The sequence below is a fragment of the Streptomyces sp. NBC_01485 genome (genome assembly GCF_036227125.1).
Classification (GTDB): Bacteria; Actinomycetota; Actinomycetes; order Streptomycetales; family Streptomycetaceae; genus Streptomyces.
Map to the genome: position 1 here is coordinate 925,888 of NZ_CP109435.1, position 14,843 is coordinate 940,730.

The 14,843-nt window shown below is 72.2% G+C and carries 11 protein-coding genes; 6 read left to right on the top strand and 5 right to left on the bottom strand.

The window, feature by feature from the left end; translation table 11 throughout:
* Positions 1-140 precede the first annotated feature (140 nt).
* Positions 141-323 (bottom strand): hypothetical protein, encoded by a 183-nt coding sequence (locus tag OG352_RS03815; protein WP_329214306.1) that lies wholly within the window; start codon positions 321-323, stop codon positions 141-143.
* Between the two features lie 265 nt (positions 324-588).
* On the opposite strand from OG352_RS03815, the gene OG352_RS03820 reads away from it, so the two are divergent.
* Both OG352_RS03820 and OG352_RS03825 read left to right on the top strand, forming a co-directional pair.
* On the top strand, positions 589-3,501 hold the full coding sequence (locus OG352_RS03820; protein WP_329214308.1) for a DEAD/DEAH box helicase: 2,913 nt from the start codon (positions 589-591) through the stop codon (positions 3,499-3,501).
* Positions 3,498-4,832 (top strand): SWF or SNF family helicase, encoded by a 1,335-nt coding sequence (locus tag OG352_RS03825; RefSeq protein ID WP_329214310.1) that lies wholly within the window; start codon positions 3,498-3,500, stop codon positions 4,830-4,832. The genes OG352_RS03820 and OG352_RS03825 overlap by 4 nt, the downstream gene beginning before the upstream one ends.
* A gap of 207 nt (positions 4,833-5,039) precedes the next feature.
* On the opposite strand, the gene OG352_RS03830 is transcribed toward OG352_RS03825, so the two are convergent.
* A complete protein-coding gene (locus tag OG352_RS03830; RefSeq protein ID WP_329214312.1) occupies positions 5,040-5,501 on the bottom strand; it encodes a hypothetical protein in 462 nt (153 codons plus the stop codon).
* A gap of 277 nt (positions 5,502-5,778) precedes the next feature.
* The gene (gene xylA, locus OG352_RS03835; RefSeq protein WP_329214314.1) at positions 5,779-6,945 is read right to left on the bottom strand and encodes a xylose isomerase; all 1,167 of its coding nucleotides are present in this window, start codon (positions 6,943-6,945) and stop codon (positions 5,779-5,781) included.
* Positions 6,946-7,084: 139 nt separating this feature from the next.
* Here xylA and xylB point away from each other — a divergent pair, with 139 nt between their 5' ends.
* From xylB to exaC, 4 genes are all read left to right on the top strand, one after another.
* Positions 7,085-8,530 (top strand): xylulokinase, encoded by a 1,446-nt coding sequence (xylB, locus tag OG352_RS03840; protein ID WP_329214316.1) that lies wholly within the window; start codon positions 7,085-7,087, stop codon positions 8,528-8,530.
* Between the two features lie 22 nt (positions 8,531-8,552).
* Positions 8,553-9,761, top strand: coding sequence for an ROK family transcriptional regulator (locus tag OG352_RS03845; RefSeq protein WP_329214318.1), 1,209 nt, complete (start codon positions 8,553-8,555; stop codon positions 9,759-9,761).
* A gap of 472 nt (positions 9,762-10,233) precedes the next feature.
* Entirely contained in the window at positions 10,234-11,502 is a 1,269-nt protein-coding gene (locus OG352_RS03850) for a GAF domain-containing protein (RefSeq protein ID WP_329223701.1), read from the top strand.
* 356 nt (positions 11,503-11,858) lie between these two features.
* Positions 11,859-13,382 carry an acetaldehyde dehydrogenase ExaC gene (gene exaC / locus OG352_RS03855; protein WP_329214320.1) on the top strand — a complete coding sequence of 508 codons (1,524 nt, stop codon included), beginning with the start codon at positions 11,859-11,861 and terminating at the stop codon, positions 13,380-13,382.
* A 172-nt stretch (positions 13,383-13,554) separates the two neighbouring features.
* Here the strand turns inward: exaC and OG352_RS03860 are convergent, their stop codons facing one another.
* Positions 13,555-14,070, bottom strand: a complete 516-nt coding sequence (locus OG352_RS03860; protein ID WP_329214322.1) for a putative immunity protein — start codon at positions 14,068-14,070, stop codon at positions 13,555-13,557.
* A gap of 581 nt (positions 14,071-14,651) precedes the next feature.
* On the bottom strand, positions 14,652-14,843 hold the full coding sequence (locus OG352_RS03865) for a hypothetical protein (protein ID WP_329214324.1): 192 nt from the start codon (positions 14,841-14,843) through the stop codon (positions 14,652-14,654).

Sequence of the window (14,843 nt, forward strand, 5' to 3'; positions counted from 1 at the left end):
GGCGGTATGGCTCCTCTCTGGCTCCTCTCTCGGGCGGTATGGAGCCTTCAGGTCACGTGACGTCCGCGTGCCCGACGGCTTGGATGCGCCCAACGGCTGGGTGTGCCGGACGACGGGGACCGCGGCGCGGTCCCCGTCACTCAGCGGCCGAGCTCTTTGCGTGTGACACGGCGCAGCCTGCGCCGTTGTGCGGGATCCAGGGTGAGGTAGGCCGCCGCCGGAACTCCCAGCATGATCAACAGCGCCGCCCACCAGGGCAGCCAGATCAGCAAGAGGAGCCCAACCGCCACACCTCCTGCGGCGATCTTCGCGTTCCTCGACATGTGCGTCGCCTCCTTCGCGGCCACTGCCGCTCTCTGCCATGAAAACGGGTCCGCGCCGCCCGCGGTTCCGGACGCGACCCTGAGACCTCCCTGAGGTACACCCCCGAGACGCCCCTGAGACGCCCCCGAGGCCACCGCCCCAGGTTCGCAGACAACCGGATCCGATGACGGCGCGCGTTCCCCGCCAGAGTGCTGTACCCTCGGCGACTCCGCCCCCCAGTAGTCAAATTTGAGGAGTAGGCTCATCGCCGTACAGAGGGTTCCCGTGGAAGCTTTGCCCGAGATCTCCGAACTGGCCCGTTGCTGCGCCGTGTTCGTGCCCGGCAGCCCGGCCCGTACCGGCAGCGTCGCCTTCTGGCGCCCCGACGGGGACGCACCTCCCGTCGTCGTGTCGAGGGCCGTGCAGGATCTGCCCGTCGTCCTGCCTGCCGGCGCCGGTGTGGCACTCGCGCGCGTGCCCGCCGTGCTGCTGCCCGTGCGGGACGCCCTGCCCGTGCTCGCACACGCGCGCGTCACGCCCGACGCGCACCGGGCCGCCGCTTTCTGGGATGCGGCCGCCCTGCTGGCCCTGCACTGCGTGGCACGTGGACTGCTGTTGCCCGGCCTGTCCCCGCAAGACCACGACGCCTGGCGGATCGGCCCCCTGAGTCCGGAGGACGTCGAGCAGGTGCGCCGCCTGGCCGCCTCGATGCCGCCCGAGGCGCACGCCGTACCGGTGGACGAAACGCTGCCCCTGCGGCTCCCCGCCTCCGAACGACTGCTGCGCGCCTTCCTGGACGCCGTCGCGGACACCCTCCCCCGCACCCCCGCAGCGCCCCTCGTGACGGGCGGGCCGGCCTACGCGGTACCGCAGCCCCGGCACGTCCCCGAGCTGCGCGCGTGGGCGACCGACGTCGCCGCGGGCCACGACGCCGGCGTACGGATCTCGCTGCGGATCGAGGTGTCGGGGATCGACGACGTGTCAGGGCCCGATGGGTACGGGGCGGACGTCCACGGCCCCGATGCCGTCAGGAGCACCGGCTCTCCGGGCGGCCGAACGGAGCCACGGTTCCGGGCCGTCCCGCAGGTGCACAGTGTGAGCGATCCCGCGCTCCTCGCGGACGCCGCCGAGATCTGGGGAGACTCCGGTGCCGCGCGCGGGGCGTTCGGCCCGCGCGCGCGGATGGACGCGCTGCTCGCCCTGCGCCGTGCGGCCCGGGCCTGGCCCGCGCTCACCCCCCTGTTGTCGGCGACCGTCCCGGACGCCGTCGATCTCCTGGACGAGGAGGTCACCGAGCTGCTGGGCGAGGGTTCGCGAGCGCTCGCGAGTGCGGGGGTCGAGGTGCACTGGCCGAGGGAGCTGGCCCGCACCCTGACCGCCCGCGCGGTCGTGGGGCCGCCGGAGGAGGGAACGGGACCGGACCGCACCGGCTCGGACACGCCGTCGTTCCTGTCCGCGGACGCGCTCCTGACGTTCACCTGGTGGTTCGGGTTGGGCGACCGGCAGCTCACGCGCGAGGAGCTGGATCGTCTGGCCGAGTCCAACCGGCCGCTGGTGCGGCTGCGCGACCAGTGGGTCCTGATCGACCCACGAGAACTGCGCCGTGCGCGTGCTCAGCAGGACCGCAAGATGACACCCGTGGACGCGCTGGGCGCCGCTCTGACGGGCTCCGCGGAGGTGAACGGCCGCAGGGTCGACGTGCGGCCCACCGGGTGGCTGGCGGGCCTGCGGGAGCGGCTGACGCGGCCCGAGGAGCAGGAGCCGGTGGAGCAGCCTGCCGCGCTCGACGCCACGCTGCGCGACTACCAGCGGCGCGGCTTGGACTGGCTGGCCCGGACCACGTCCCTGGGGCTGGGCTGTTGCCTGGCGGACGACATGGGGCTCGGCAAGACCGTCACGCTGATCGCCCTGCACCTGCACCGCCAGACGGACGCCTCGGCGGCCGGTCCGACTCTCGTGGTCTGTCCGACGTCTCTGATGGGCAACTGGCAGCGGGAGGTCGAGCGGTTCGCGCCGGGCACCCCGGTGCGCCGCTTCCACGGGCCGCGTCGTGACCTGGACGCGCTGGCCGACGGGGAGTTCGTGCTCACCACCTATGGCACGCTGCGGCTCGACCCGGGCCGGCTCCGCGAGGCGCCGTGGGGCCTGGTCGTGGCGGACGAGGCGCAGCACGTGAAGAACCCGTACTCGGCGACCGCGCGGGCGCTGCGCACCGTCGGCGCACGCGCGCGTGTGGCGCTCACCGGTACCCCGGTGGAGAACAACCTGTCGGAGCTGTGGGCGATCCTCGACTGGACGACGCCGGGCCTGCTGGGCTCGCTCGGCGCCTTCCGCAGGCGGTACGCGCGCGCCATCGAAGGCGGCGGGGATCCGGCCGCGGCGGAGCGGCTCGCGCGGCTTGCGGGACCGTTCCTGCTCCGCCGCCGCAAGTCGGACCCGGGGATTGCCCCCGAACTGCCGCCCAAGACCGAGACCGATCACCCCGTGTCCCTCACCAAGGAGCAGGCGGGCCTGTACGAGGCCGTGGTGCGCGAGACGCTCGCGGCGATCGCCGAGGCGGACGACATGGCGCGGCGCGGGCTGATCGTGAAGCTCCTGACCGGCCTCAAACAGATCTGCAACCATCCGGCGCAGTACCTCAAGGAGGAACGGCCGGAGACCGCCGGGCGCTCCGGGAAACTGGAGCTTCTGGACGAGCTGCTCGACGCCCTCCTCGCCGAGGGGGCGAGCGTGCTGATCTTCACGCAGTACGTGCGCTTGGCGCGTCTCCTGGAACAGCATCTGGCTGTGCGTGGGGTGCCCACGCAGTTCCTGCACGGCGGCACGCCCGTCGCCGGGCGCGAGGCCATGGTCCGGCGCTTCCAGGACGGTGAGGTGCCCGTGTTCCTGCTGTCGCTCAGGGCGGCCGGCACCGGCCTCAACCTCACGCGCGCGGAGCACGTCGTGCACTACGACCGCTGGTGGAACCCGGCCGTCGAGGCGCAGGCCACCGACCGCGCGTACCGCATCGGCCAGACCCGGCCCGTGCAGGTGCACCGGCTGATCGCCGAAGGCACGATCGAGGATCGCATCGCGGACATGCTGCGCCGCAAACGAGACCTCGCCGACGCCGTTCTCGGGGGCGGCGAGGCGGCGCTCACGGAGCTGACGGACGCCGAGTTGGCCGACCTGGTGGAGCTGCGAGGGGGCACGCGATGAACCGGTACGACTACGACAGCGTCGAGGAACGTCAGGAACGAACCTTTGGCGCGTTGCCTCCCGCGCGCGGGAAGGGGTTCGCGCTGACGTGGTGGGGCCGGGCGTGGCTGGCAGCGCTGGAGGACGGAGCGCTGGACAGGGAGCAGGTGCGGTCGGGCCGCCGGCTCGCGCGCGCGGGCGCCGTGGGCACGGTGTCGGTGCGGCCGGGGCGCATCACGGCCGTCGTCGAGGACCTCGATCGCACGCCGCACCGGGCCGACGTGCTGCTCGAGCGGCTTTCGGACGCGCAGTGGGACCGTTTCCTGGACCTGGCGGTCGAGCGGGCCGGACACGTCGCCGCGCTGCTCGACCGCGAGATGCCGCCGCATCTGGTCGAGGACGCCGAGACGGCCGGCATCGACCTGTTGCCCGGTCTCGGAGACCTGGAGGCGGAGTGCGACTGCGGTGCCTGGGACCACTGTGGTCACACGGCGGCGGTCTGCTACCAGGTGGCGAGTCTGCTCGACCAGGATCCGTTCGTCCTGCTGCTGCTTCGGGGACGCGCCGAACAGACCCTGCTGGACGACCTCCAGGCGCGTGCCACCGCCCCTGAGGCCGGATCGGAACCGCCCCGGGCCGAAGGCGTGGACGCGGCGGAGGCGTACGCGGCCGGGAGCATCCTGCCTCCGTTGCCCGCCGCGCCCGGACTCCCGGAGGAACCAGGTGTTCCGCCCTCGTTGGACGCGGAGGCCCCTCCCCCGCCCGGAGTGGATCCGGCAGCTCTGGAGATCCTGGCCGCCCGAACGGCCGCCATGGCGCACCTGCTGCTCGCGGAGGCGCTCCACGAGTGGTCCGGACGGCGAGCGCCCATGGCCGAGTTGACGGTCGGCCGGGAGTTGACGGTCGGCCAGGACGCGGCACGGCTGGCGGCAGGCGTTCTCGAAGGCCCTCAGGCAGCGGATGGACCCGCCACGGCCGTCGCCGGCCGACTCGCCGCCGGGTCGGGGCGCGGCCGGGAGCAACTGGCGTCGGCCGCACGTGCCTGGCGACACGGAGGAGCGGCCTCCCTGTCGGTGTGCGAGGAGGAGTGGACCGTGGCGGGCGGGGCGCTCGCACGCGCGCGTGCCGCGCTGGACGCGGCCTGGGAGGAGGACGAGCGGCCGGTGCTGCGGGCGCGGGGGAACCGCTGGACGGTCGTCGGAGCGGGCTGCCAACTGCGGTTGGGGCGGGATGGTCGCTGGTGGCCGTACCGCAAGGAGGGTGACCGTTGGATGCCGGCCGGGGACGCGGCCCACGACCCGGCGACGGCACTGGCCGTTGCCCGACCCGAGGGCGAGGAAACGCTTCCTTAGACGCGAGTTCGCTTTCCGTGGCACGGGGCGTCGGCCTGTCGGGCTGCCGCCGCCCCGTGTTCACCCTGGGGTCGTGCGGCGTTCGGCGCGTGCCCAACTCTGATCGAGACGACGGTCACGTACGTACGGCTGCCGCGGGACGTTTGAGGGACACGGTGCCGCGGGCACGCGCGCGTGGCTGTGGTGGTGCCCACGCGCGCGTACCGGCTAGGGCAGCAGCTCGCTCAAGGACGGCAGCAGTGACTCGAGGCCGCTCGGAATCTCGGTCGGGATCTCGGTCGGCAGCTCAGTGGGGAACTGGGACGGCAGCTCGGTCGGCAGGCCGCTGGGCAGTTCCACCGGAAGGCTGAAGGACGGGGCCGGGGTGGAGCCGCTTCCGGTGCTGCTCCCGGCGGTCGGCTCGCCGTCCGGTGAATCGCCGTCTCCGGAGGCCATCAGCACGACGGCGAGGACGGCTCCGGCGACGACGAGCAGCGCGAGGACGACGTAGAGAGGGTTCCTGCGCCTTCCGGAGCCGCCTGGCGGCTGCGGGGGCGGAGGCGGCGACCAGCCGCCCCCTCCCGTCCCGTCATCGGGTCCGAAGCCGGTGTGGGGCGGTCCGAAGCCGCCCGGAGGCGGCGTGTCACCCGGCGGTCCGGGCGGGTGGGGCGGTACGGGCGGCATGGCCATACGGTCCAGCGTCGCGGCGGAACGCCCACAGCGCGACCCTCGCAGGGAAGTTGATACGGACCCATGTCATGGACCGCATCATTCCGGCGTACTCCGTACGGAGACCGCGCGAACATCGACCGTTCGGCGGCACGCGTGTGTGCACCGCGTGTGTGCAACGCGCGTGTGCAACGCGCGTGTGCAACGCGCGTGTGCAACGCGCGTGTGCAACGCGCGTGTGCAACGCGCGTGTGCAACGCGCGTGTGCACGCTCATCGGTGCACACGCGCGTGCGGCTTCAGCCCCGGGCGCCCAGCAGGTGGTCCATGGCGAGCTGGTCGAGCTGCTCGAAGGCCATACCGCGGGCGGCGGCCGCCTCGGCGTCGAAGTCCTCGAACGCGGTGCGGTCGGCGAGCAGGCTCTGCAGGCCGTCGGCGGCGGTGGCCTGGGCGAGCTCGTCCAGGCGGGAGGCGCGCAGGGCCTCCTGGACCTCCGGGTCGCCCCGGAACGCGGCCGCACGCTCCTTGAGGATGAGGTAGTTGCGCATGCAGCCCGCGGCCGACGCCCACACACCGTCGAGGTCCTCGGTGCGCGGCGGCTTGAAGTCGAAGTGCTTCGGACCCGCGTAGCCGGCGCTCTCCAGCAGGTCGACCAGCCAGAAGGCGGAGCGCAGGTCGCCGGCGCCGAAGCGCAGGTCCTGGTCGTACTTGATGCCGGACTGACCGTTGAGGTCGATATGGAAGAGCTTGCCCGCCCACAGCGCCTGCGCGATGCCGTGCGGGAAGTTCAGCCCGGCCATCTGCTCGTGGCCGACCTCGGGGTTCACGCCGTACAGCTCCGGGCGCTCCAGGCGCTCGATGAAGGCCAGGGCGTGGCCGACGGTGGGCAGCAGGATGTCGCCGCGCGGCTCGTTCGGCTTGGGCTCGATGGCGAACTTCAGGTCGTAGCCCTGGGAGGTCACGTACTCGCCGAGGAGGTCGAAGGCCTCCTTCATGCGGTCGAGGGCCACGCGTACGTCCTTGGCGGCGCCGGACTCCGCGCCCTCGCGCCCGCCCCAGGCGACGTAGATCTTCGCGCCGAGCTCGACGGCCAGGTCGATGTTGCGGATCGTCTTGCGCAGGGCGTAACGGCGCACGTCGCGGTCGTTCGCGGTGAAAGCGCCGTCCTTGAAGACGGGGTGCGTGAAGAGGTTGGTGGTGGCCATCGGCACGGTCATGCCGGTGGTGTCCAGGGCCTGGCGGAAGCGCTTGATGTGCGACTCGCGCTCGCTGTCGGAGGACCCGAAGGGGATCAGGTCGTCATCGTGGAAGGTCACGCCGTAGGCGCCCAGCTCGGCCAGGCGCTGCACCGTCTCGACCGGGTCCAGGGCACGCCGCGTGGCGTCGCCGAACGGGTCCCTTCCCTGCCAGCCGACGGTCCACAGGCCGAAGGTGAACCTGTCATCGGGGGTGGGCTGGTAGCTCATGCCGCGGCTCCTTGCTTTGCAGACTGTTGTGCGGGCGGTGGCGAACTATTTCGTCATGGCCGTTTACAAATTAGTATGCGAACGCATCTCTGGGAAGACAGATCCCGCAGAGCCGCGGAAAAACTTGAGGGAGAACCCGATGTCAGCAGCCGAGGGTCCGCTCGTCGTCGGCGTGGACACGTCCACCCAGTCCACCAAGGCGCTGGTCGTCGACGCGGCCACCGGCGAGGTCGTCGCGAGCGGCCAGGCGCCGCACACCGTGTCCTCCGGGGCCGGCCGCGAGAGCGACCCGCGCCAGTGGTGGGACGCCCTGCGTGAGGCGTTGCACCAGTGCGGTGACGCGGCGCGCGAGGCCGCCGCGGTATCGATCGGTGGGCAGCAGCACGGGCTCGTCACGCTGGACGAGCGCGGGGAGCCGGTGCGCCCGGCGCTGCTGTGGAACGACGTGCGTTCGGCTCCGCAGGCCCGTCGGCTGACCGAGGAACTGGGCGGCGCGAAGTTCTGGGCCGAGCGCACCGGGTCCGTCCCGGCCGCGTCCTTCACCGTCACGAAGTGGGCGTGGCTGGCCGAGCACGAGCCGGAGGCCCTGCGCGCCACGAAGGCCGTGCGTCTGCCCCACGACTACCTCACCGAGCGCCTCACGGGCGAGGGCACCACCGACCGCGGCGACGTCTCCGGCACCGGCTGGTGGGCGTCCGGGACGGAGACGTACGACGAGGAGATCCTCGCCCACGTCGGGCTCGACCCCGCGCTGCTGCCCCGTGTGGTGCGGCCCGGGGAAGTGGCGGGCACCGTGCGCGACAGCCATGACCTGCCGTTCGCCAAGGGCACCCTGGTCGCCCCCGGCACCGGTGACAACGCCGCGGCAGCACTGGGGCTCGGGCTGCGCCCCGGCACGCCCGTGCTGAGCCTCGGCACTTCGGGGACGGTGTACGCGGTGGCGAAGCGCCGCCCCACCGACCCCACCGGCACCGTGGCCGGCTTCGCCGACGCCCATGGCGACTGGCTGCCGCTGGCCTGCACCCTGAACTGCACGCTCGCCGTCGACCGCATCGCCGCCCTGCTGGGTCTGGACCGCGAGGCCGTGGAGCCCACCACGGAGCTGACGCTCCTGCCCTACCTGGACGGCGAGCGCACCCCGAACCTGCCGAACGCCTCGGGCCTGCTGCACGGCCTGCGCCACGACACGACCGCCGGTCAGCTGCTGCAGGCCGCCTACGACGGTGCCGTGCACTCGCTGCTCGGCGCACTCGACCTGGTCCTCGACGAGGACGCGGACCGCTCGGCTCCGCTGCTGCTGATCGGCGGCGGCGCCCGGGGCACGGCCTGGCAGCAGACCGTGCGCCGGCTGTCCGGGCGGCCGGTGCAGGTGCCCGAGGCCAAGGAACTCGTCGCGCTGGGCGCCGCGGCACAGGCGGCGGGCCTGCTGACCGGGGAGGACCCGGCCGCCGTCGCCCGCCGCTGGAACACCACGCGGGGTCCCGTGCTCGACGCCGTCGAGCGGGACGACAGGACGCTGACCAGGATCGCCGGGGTACTCTCCGACGCGGCCCCGCTGCTCGAACGGAGCACGGACGCCCACTGAGCATCGACGAATCGACGGAGGCATGACCGCACCGCTGCACGAGGCCCGGCCGACCGGCCCGGGGCGTGCGCTGCCCGACACCCAGCAGGGCATGCGCCGCCGCAACCTGGCCCGGGTGATGCACGCCGTCAGCGCCGAGGGACCGCTCTCGCGGGCGGCGGTCGCCTCACGTATCGGCCTGACCCGGGCAGCGGTGTCGACCCTCGTCGACGAACTCATACGCACCGGCCTGCTCGAGGAGCTGGGCCCCGAGCGGCCCGGCCGGGTGGGCCGGCCCGGTTCGGCGCTCGCGGTCAGCGGGCGCGGCCCGGCCGGGATAGGCGCCGAGATCGGCGTCGACCACCTCGCGGCCTGCGCCGTCGACCTGCGCGGCGAGGTACGCGCGCGTGCCGTGCGGCACGGCACGAACCGGGGCCGCTCCCCCGGGCCGGTGGTCGAGGAGCTGACCGGGCTCGTGCGCCAGGTCGTCGCCGAGGCGGAGCGCGAGGGGCTGTGGCCGGCCGGGCTCGCCGTGGCCGTCCCCGGTCTGGTCGCCCGGGACGCCCGTACGGTCGTCCGCGCGCCGAACCTCGACTGGCAGGACGTCGACCTCGGCGCGCTGCTGCCCGGGGAGTTCCCGCTGACCGTCGACAACGAGGCCAACTTCGGCGGACTGGCGGAACTCTGGCTCGGCGCGGACACCCCGGGGGACTTCCTGCACGTGTCTGCCGAGATCGGCATCGGCGCCGCGCTGGTCGTGGACGGCAGCCTGCTGCGCGGCACCCGCGGCTTCGCGGGCGAGCTGGGCCATGTGCCGGTCCACCCCGACGGGCCGGAGTGCGTGTGCGGCGGACGCGGATGTCTGGAGCAGTACGCCGGTGAGGAGGCGGTACTGCGAGCGGCCGGGCTGGAGCCGGGCGAGGACCGCGTCGGACTCCTCGCGGGACGCGCCGCGGACGGCGATCCGGACGTACGGCGCGCTCTGCACGAGGCGGGAACGGCCCTCGGTATCGCCCTGACCGGGGCGCTCAATCTGCTGGACCCCGAGGGCGTGGTGCTCGGTGGCGCCCTGGCCGGGCTCGCGCCGTGGCTGCTGCCGTCTCTCGAGTCCGAACTCTCCCGGCGTACGGCGGGCCCGGCCTGCCCTGTGTCCGTCTCTCGGCTGGGTCCCGAGGGGCCGTTGCTCGGGGCCGCGCATTCGGTGGTGCGGGCCGTGCTGGACGATCCGGCGGCGGTGGCGGAACGCGCCTGAACGGCCACCCCGCACAGCCTGATCGAGCCGGAACTCCCCGTTCGGGTGAGCGAGTTATCCACATTCCCCTACTCGTCCACCGAACCCCGGCATGCCCTCCTGCCGGACCGGCCTGCGCCGTAACGTAGTGCGTGCGGGGTGCAACCGTCGAGGTCGTGACGGCTGACGCATCGACACGTGAGAGGGGATCCGAACCGTCGACTATCCGCTCGCCGAGTGGCGGCCCGCGACCCCTGCCAACTACACGGCGTCATGTGGCGCAGTGCGTGCCCGAGTCCGACGTCGCCGGGCACGCGGGGAACTGGGACGGGGAGCCGTTACCTGCGGCTCGTCGACTTCGCCTGGCCGGTGGCGGACCGAAAGGGGATGGCCGGCTGTCGGGGCACCGCCGTCCAAATGGTTGTCGGTCCGCGCACCCGGCGTGACGATGTCCCCAGCCGTACCGAGCCGTATCGCCTTCCGGGAGGACGAGTTGACCGATCCATGGGTGGCCCTGGAACCAGGAGCCGACCCTGCCGAGCGGGTACGGATCCTGCGACGGGCGCACGAGACGTTCACGGAGGCGGGCACCGTGCCGCGGCCGGTGCGTGCCGTCGTGGCCGACTCGTGGCGGCGTTCCGCGCGGGCCGGCGTCGGTCCCGACGGCACTGCGAGCGTGGAATTGACCGACGGCGAGCTCGGCGTTTACCGGTCCGAGCATCCGCTGGCGCGGGTGATGCCGCTGATCCGCGAGCTGATGGGCACGTTCGCCGCCGACGGGGAGCATCTGCTGGCGGTGTGCGACGCGCGCGGCAGGCTGCTGTGGGTCGAGGGCCACGCGGCAACACGGCGGCAGGCGGGGCGGATGAACTTCGTGCCGGGTGCGCACTGGGCGGAGAGCGCGGTCGGCACGAACGCGCCGGGCACGGCGGTCGCCCTGGACCGGCCGGTGCAGGTGTTCGCGGCCGAGCACTTCATACGTCGGGTGCAGCCGTGGACGTGCGCGGCAGCCCCCGTGCACGATCCGCGGACCGGTCAGGTGCTGGGTGCCGTCGACATCACGGGCGGGGACGGACTGGCGCATCCGCACAGCCTGGGCTTCGTACAGGCGGTCGCACGGGCGGCCGAGGCCCATCTGGCGCTGCTCGCCCCCGCGCAGCCTGCCGCCGAGACGCCTCGGCTGACGGTGCTGGGCCGGGACGAGGCACGTCTGGTCGTCGGCGGCCGGGCGATCAGGCTGAGCCGTCGGCACAGCGAGATACTGGTGTTACTGGCCCGTCACCCCGAGGGCCTGACGGGCGACGAGTTGCTGTGCGCGCTGTACAGGGACGAGTCGGTGACGCCGGTGACGCTGCGGGCCGAACTCGCCCGGCTGCGCGGGGTACTCGGCCCCGGGCTGCTGGTCTCGCGCCCCTACCGGCTCACCGTTTCCTTCGAGTCGGACGTGGCGGTCGTCGAACGGCGGCTGGCGGCCGGCGCGGTCACGGCGGCCGTGACCGCGTACGCCGGGCCGCCGTTGCCGGCGTCTCAGGCACCGGCCGTGGTGCTGCTCCGGCGCCGTCTCGCCGACGGCCTGCGCGCCGCGCTGATCGCCTGCGGCGACCCGGACCTGCTGGCGGACTGGGCGCACGCGCCGTGGGGCGAGGACGACCTCGACGTGTGGCGAGCGCTCGCGGCAGCCCAGCCGACGGCCGCGATACGAGCACGCCTCACCTCACTGGAAACGGAACTGACGGCACCGGCCGGGTGGCCCCACGCATAGCCCCTCCCCATAGGGGGTCTTCGAGGTTGAGCGGTGCGCGGGTGGCGGTGGGCGTTCGGGGACGGGGGTGGACGTGGCGCGAGAATGTGACACTCCGGAGCAGAAGTGTCACGTTTCTACGGGGAAGCCCCTGGTCTCTGCGGCACGTCGAAGGGTGCGCCGCTCAACTTCGAAGACCCCGATAGACCGTTGGCACCGGAACGCGCCCATGGCCGGAGCAGCACGACGAACCTGCCGACCCGGAGAGGGTCACATCCCCCGACCAGCACCGCAACGTGACTGCAACGTCCGGTTGCCTAGCGTTTCGCGGAGAGCTGTCCAATGGCGGGCAGTGCTGCTGAGGGAGGCAGAACAGGATGACCCGTTACGCGGCGCCCGGAACCGAGGGCGCGATCGTCTCCTACCAGACGCGCTACGACCACTTCATCGGCGGCGAGTACGTGCCCCCGGCTCAGGGGCGGTACTTCGAGAACCGGTCGCCGGTGAACGGGGAGACGTTCACCGAGGTGGCGCGCGGCACGGCGGAGGACGTGGAGCGGGCGCTGGACGCGGCGCACGCGGCCGCGCCGAGTTGGGGCCGCACCTCGGCGACCGAGCGCTCCGACATCCTGCTGAAGATCGCCGACCGCATGGAGGCGTACCTGGAGCCCCTCGCCGTCGCGGAGAGCTGGGAGAACGGCAAGCCGGTCCGCGAGACGCTGGCGGCGGACATCCCGCTGGCCATCGACCACTTCCGTTACTTCGCCGGCGCGGTCCGCGCCCAGGAGGGTTCGCTCAGCGAGATCGACGACGACACGGTGGCGTACCACTTCCACGAGCCGCTCGGTGTCGTCGCGCAGATCATCCCGTGGAACTTCCCGATCCTGATGGCCACTTGGAAGCTCGCGCCGGCCCTCGCCGCGGGCAACACGGTGGTCATCAAGCCCGCCGAGCAGACCCCGGTCTCGCTGCACTACTGGATGAGCCTGGTCTCGGACCTGCTGCCGCCGGGTGTGCTGAACATCGTCAACGGCTTCGGCGAGGAGGCGGGCAAGCCGCTGGCGTCCAGTCCGCGGGTGGCGAAGGTGGCGTTCACCGGCGAGACGGCGACCGGGCGGCTGATCATGCAGTACGCCGCGGAGAACCTGAAGCCGGTCACCCTCGAACTGGGCGGCAAGTCGCCGAACCTCTTCTTCGACGACGTGTGGGACAAGGACGACGAGCTGCGCGACAAGGCCCTCGAGGGCTTCACCATGTTCGCACTGAACCAGGGCGAGGTGTGCACCTGCCCGTCGCGCGGTCTGATCCAGCGCGGCAACTACGGCGAGTTCCTCGAGGCGGCCGTCGCCCGCACCGAGCTCATCAAGCCCGGCCACCCCCTCGACACGGAAACGATGATCGGCGCGCAGGCGTCCGGCGAGCAGCTCGCGAAGATCCTCTCCTACATCGACATCGGCCGGAAGGAGGGCGCCAAGATCCTCACGGGTGGCGAACGTGCCGAGTACGACGGCGAGTTGAAGGGCGGTTACTACGTCCGGCCGACGATCTTCGAGGGTGACAACCGTATGCGGATCTTCCAGGAGGAGATCTTCGGTCCGGTCGTCTCGGTGGCCTCGTTCGACGACTTCGATGACGCCATCAAGATCGCCAACGACACGTCGTACGGTCTCGGGGCTGGGGTGTGGACACGGGACATCAACACGGCGTACCGCGCGGGGCGGGCGATCCAGGCGGGCCGTGTCTGGACGAACTGCTACCACGCGTACCCGGCACACGCCGCCTTCGGCGGCTACAAGCAGTCCGGGATCGGGCGCGAGACGCACAAGATGATGCTGGAGCACTACCAGCAGACCAAGAACATTCTTTGTTCCTACAGCCCGAAGAAACTTGGGTTCTTCTAGAACCCGAAGTCGGTTGCCTGGAGATTTCGTCGCGCTCCAGGCAACCCGACCCAGGAGCTACCTACTCTCCGTGATCAGCGTGGTGCCTCCATCGGCCACATCCTGCGCCGCGCAGGAGGGCGGGGAACTCTGACCGATTGGTCAACCATGAGGGGCCGTGCACGGTTCGGTTTCAGCAGTCGAACACCGACCAGCAGATGTCGTTGCGCAGCCGCTGGTCATCAATTACGAGTTCGCGAATCGCGTCCGGGAGCTGATCGCGCTGCCACTGGCACTCGCGTCGTCCAGCGGTCTCGCTCTCGCCTTCCGGCGCTGCCGCACGTGCGGCCTTGATCGCGTAGGCGGCCGCGCCGAGCTCGTGCGCGGCGACGTGGGCGACGGCTCCGGCCTGGCCGGCGGCGTACGCGGCATGCCGTGCTGCCCCGCGCAGGTCCCTGGCTGCCCCCATCGCATGGCCGCCCGCCGCGCGCGCCTGCATCATCTTGACCTCGCCACGCACCCACGCCCGGGCATGCTCGATCGCCTGGCGCGGTCTCGGGTCCCCGGGCTGGGCCGACTCGAAGAGGCCAAGAACGTGCTCCGCACAGGCGGCAGCCCATAGAGCCAGGAGACGGTGATCCGCATCCGTGAGAGTCCCACCACGGCGGCTCGTCACGAAGCGAGGGTCACGCACCATCGGAAGGATCATGACGTGCGCTCCCTCCCGCGCACATCGGCGCCATTCGCTGCGGTGGGCCCTGGCGGCCCGTCAGCCACCCGGCGCAGGGAATGTGAGCGGAGAACTGGATACGGAGAAAGCAGAAACGGATCCTCCCCGCTTGTCCACCTCAGCCTTGCCGAGATCAGACGCCCGACCACCCGCCTCGCCAACCGCCGCCCCACCCGATCGACCACATCCTGCACTGGTCGGCATGGCACCGCAGAAGACAACGCCGAACCCGCGTCAACCACTACACACGACGAGGCGGCCACAGCCCCTGAAAACCGCCCAGCAATCAGAAGAAGGGCGGCCCATCGCGGCTGGCCGACAGCGGCAGCAGCCGGGAGCCGACGTCGAACAAGTCGTCCACAGCGGCTAGTGACCGCGGGTCTCGGCCGGGTGCCGCGGTCCCGAGGAGCCACGCGGGCAGGCCACCGGGGCCCGACTCGAGGCAGATGTAGGGCCGGGCCGGACGATGACGTCGAGCCCCAACTCGCCCGCCAGGCGAACCGGACCACGTTGCGGTCGCAGCCGAAGCGGTACCCGCCTGGGCGCGACTCGTGGAAATCTCAGGTGACGTAGGTCTCGGCGGTGTTCACGCTCATCGCCCACAGGCGGGTGAGGCGGTCGGACCGCAGGTCGGGGTGGACCCGGAAGTAGTGGATGGCCGCGGAGGCGATCCAGTGGGCCGTCCGTCCCGCAGGAAGCCGTGGGCGCCGACGGACAGGAGGAGGGGTGGCTCCGAAGTGCGCAGAGCTCAT

What these genes read in the sequence shown, in the direction of transcription:
- OG352_RS03815 (WP_329214306.1), bottom strand. Translation starts at nt 323, where the DNA reads ATGTCGAGGAACGCGAAGATCGCCGCAGGAGGTGTGGCGGTTGGGCTC.
- OG352_RS03825 (WP_329214310.1), top strand. Translation starts at nt 3,498, where the DNA reads ATGAACCGGTACGACTACGACAGCGTCGAGGAACGTCAGGAACGAACC.
- OG352_RS03830 (WP_329214312.1), bottom strand. Translation starts at nt 5,501, where the DNA reads ATGGCCATGCCGCCCGTACCGCCCCACCCGCCCGGACCGCCGGGTGAC.
- xylA (WP_329214314.1), bottom strand. Translation starts at nt 6,945, where the DNA reads ATGAGCTACCAGCCCACCCCCGATGACAGGTTCACCTTCGGCCTGTGG.
- xylB (WP_329214316.1), top strand. Translation starts at nt 7,085, where the DNA reads ATGTCAGCAGCCGAGGGTCCGCTCGTCGTCGGCGTGGACACGTCCACC.
- OG352_RS03845 (WP_329214318.1), top strand. Translation starts at nt 8,553, where the DNA reads ATGACCGCACCGCTGCACGAGGCCCGGCCGACCGGCCCGGGGCGTGCG.
- exaC (WP_329214320.1), top strand. Translation starts at nt 11,859, where the DNA reads ATGACCCGTTACGCGGCGCCCGGAACCGAGGGCGCGATCGTCTCCTAC.
- OG352_RS03860 (WP_329214322.1), bottom strand. Translation starts at nt 14,070, where the DNA reads ATGATCCTTCCGATGGTGCGTGACCCTCGCTTCGTGACGAGCCGCCGT.
- OG352_RS03865 (WP_329214324.1), bottom strand. Translation starts at nt 14,843, where the DNA reads ATGAGCTCTGCGCACTTCGGAGCCACCCCTCCTCCTGTCCGTCGGCGC.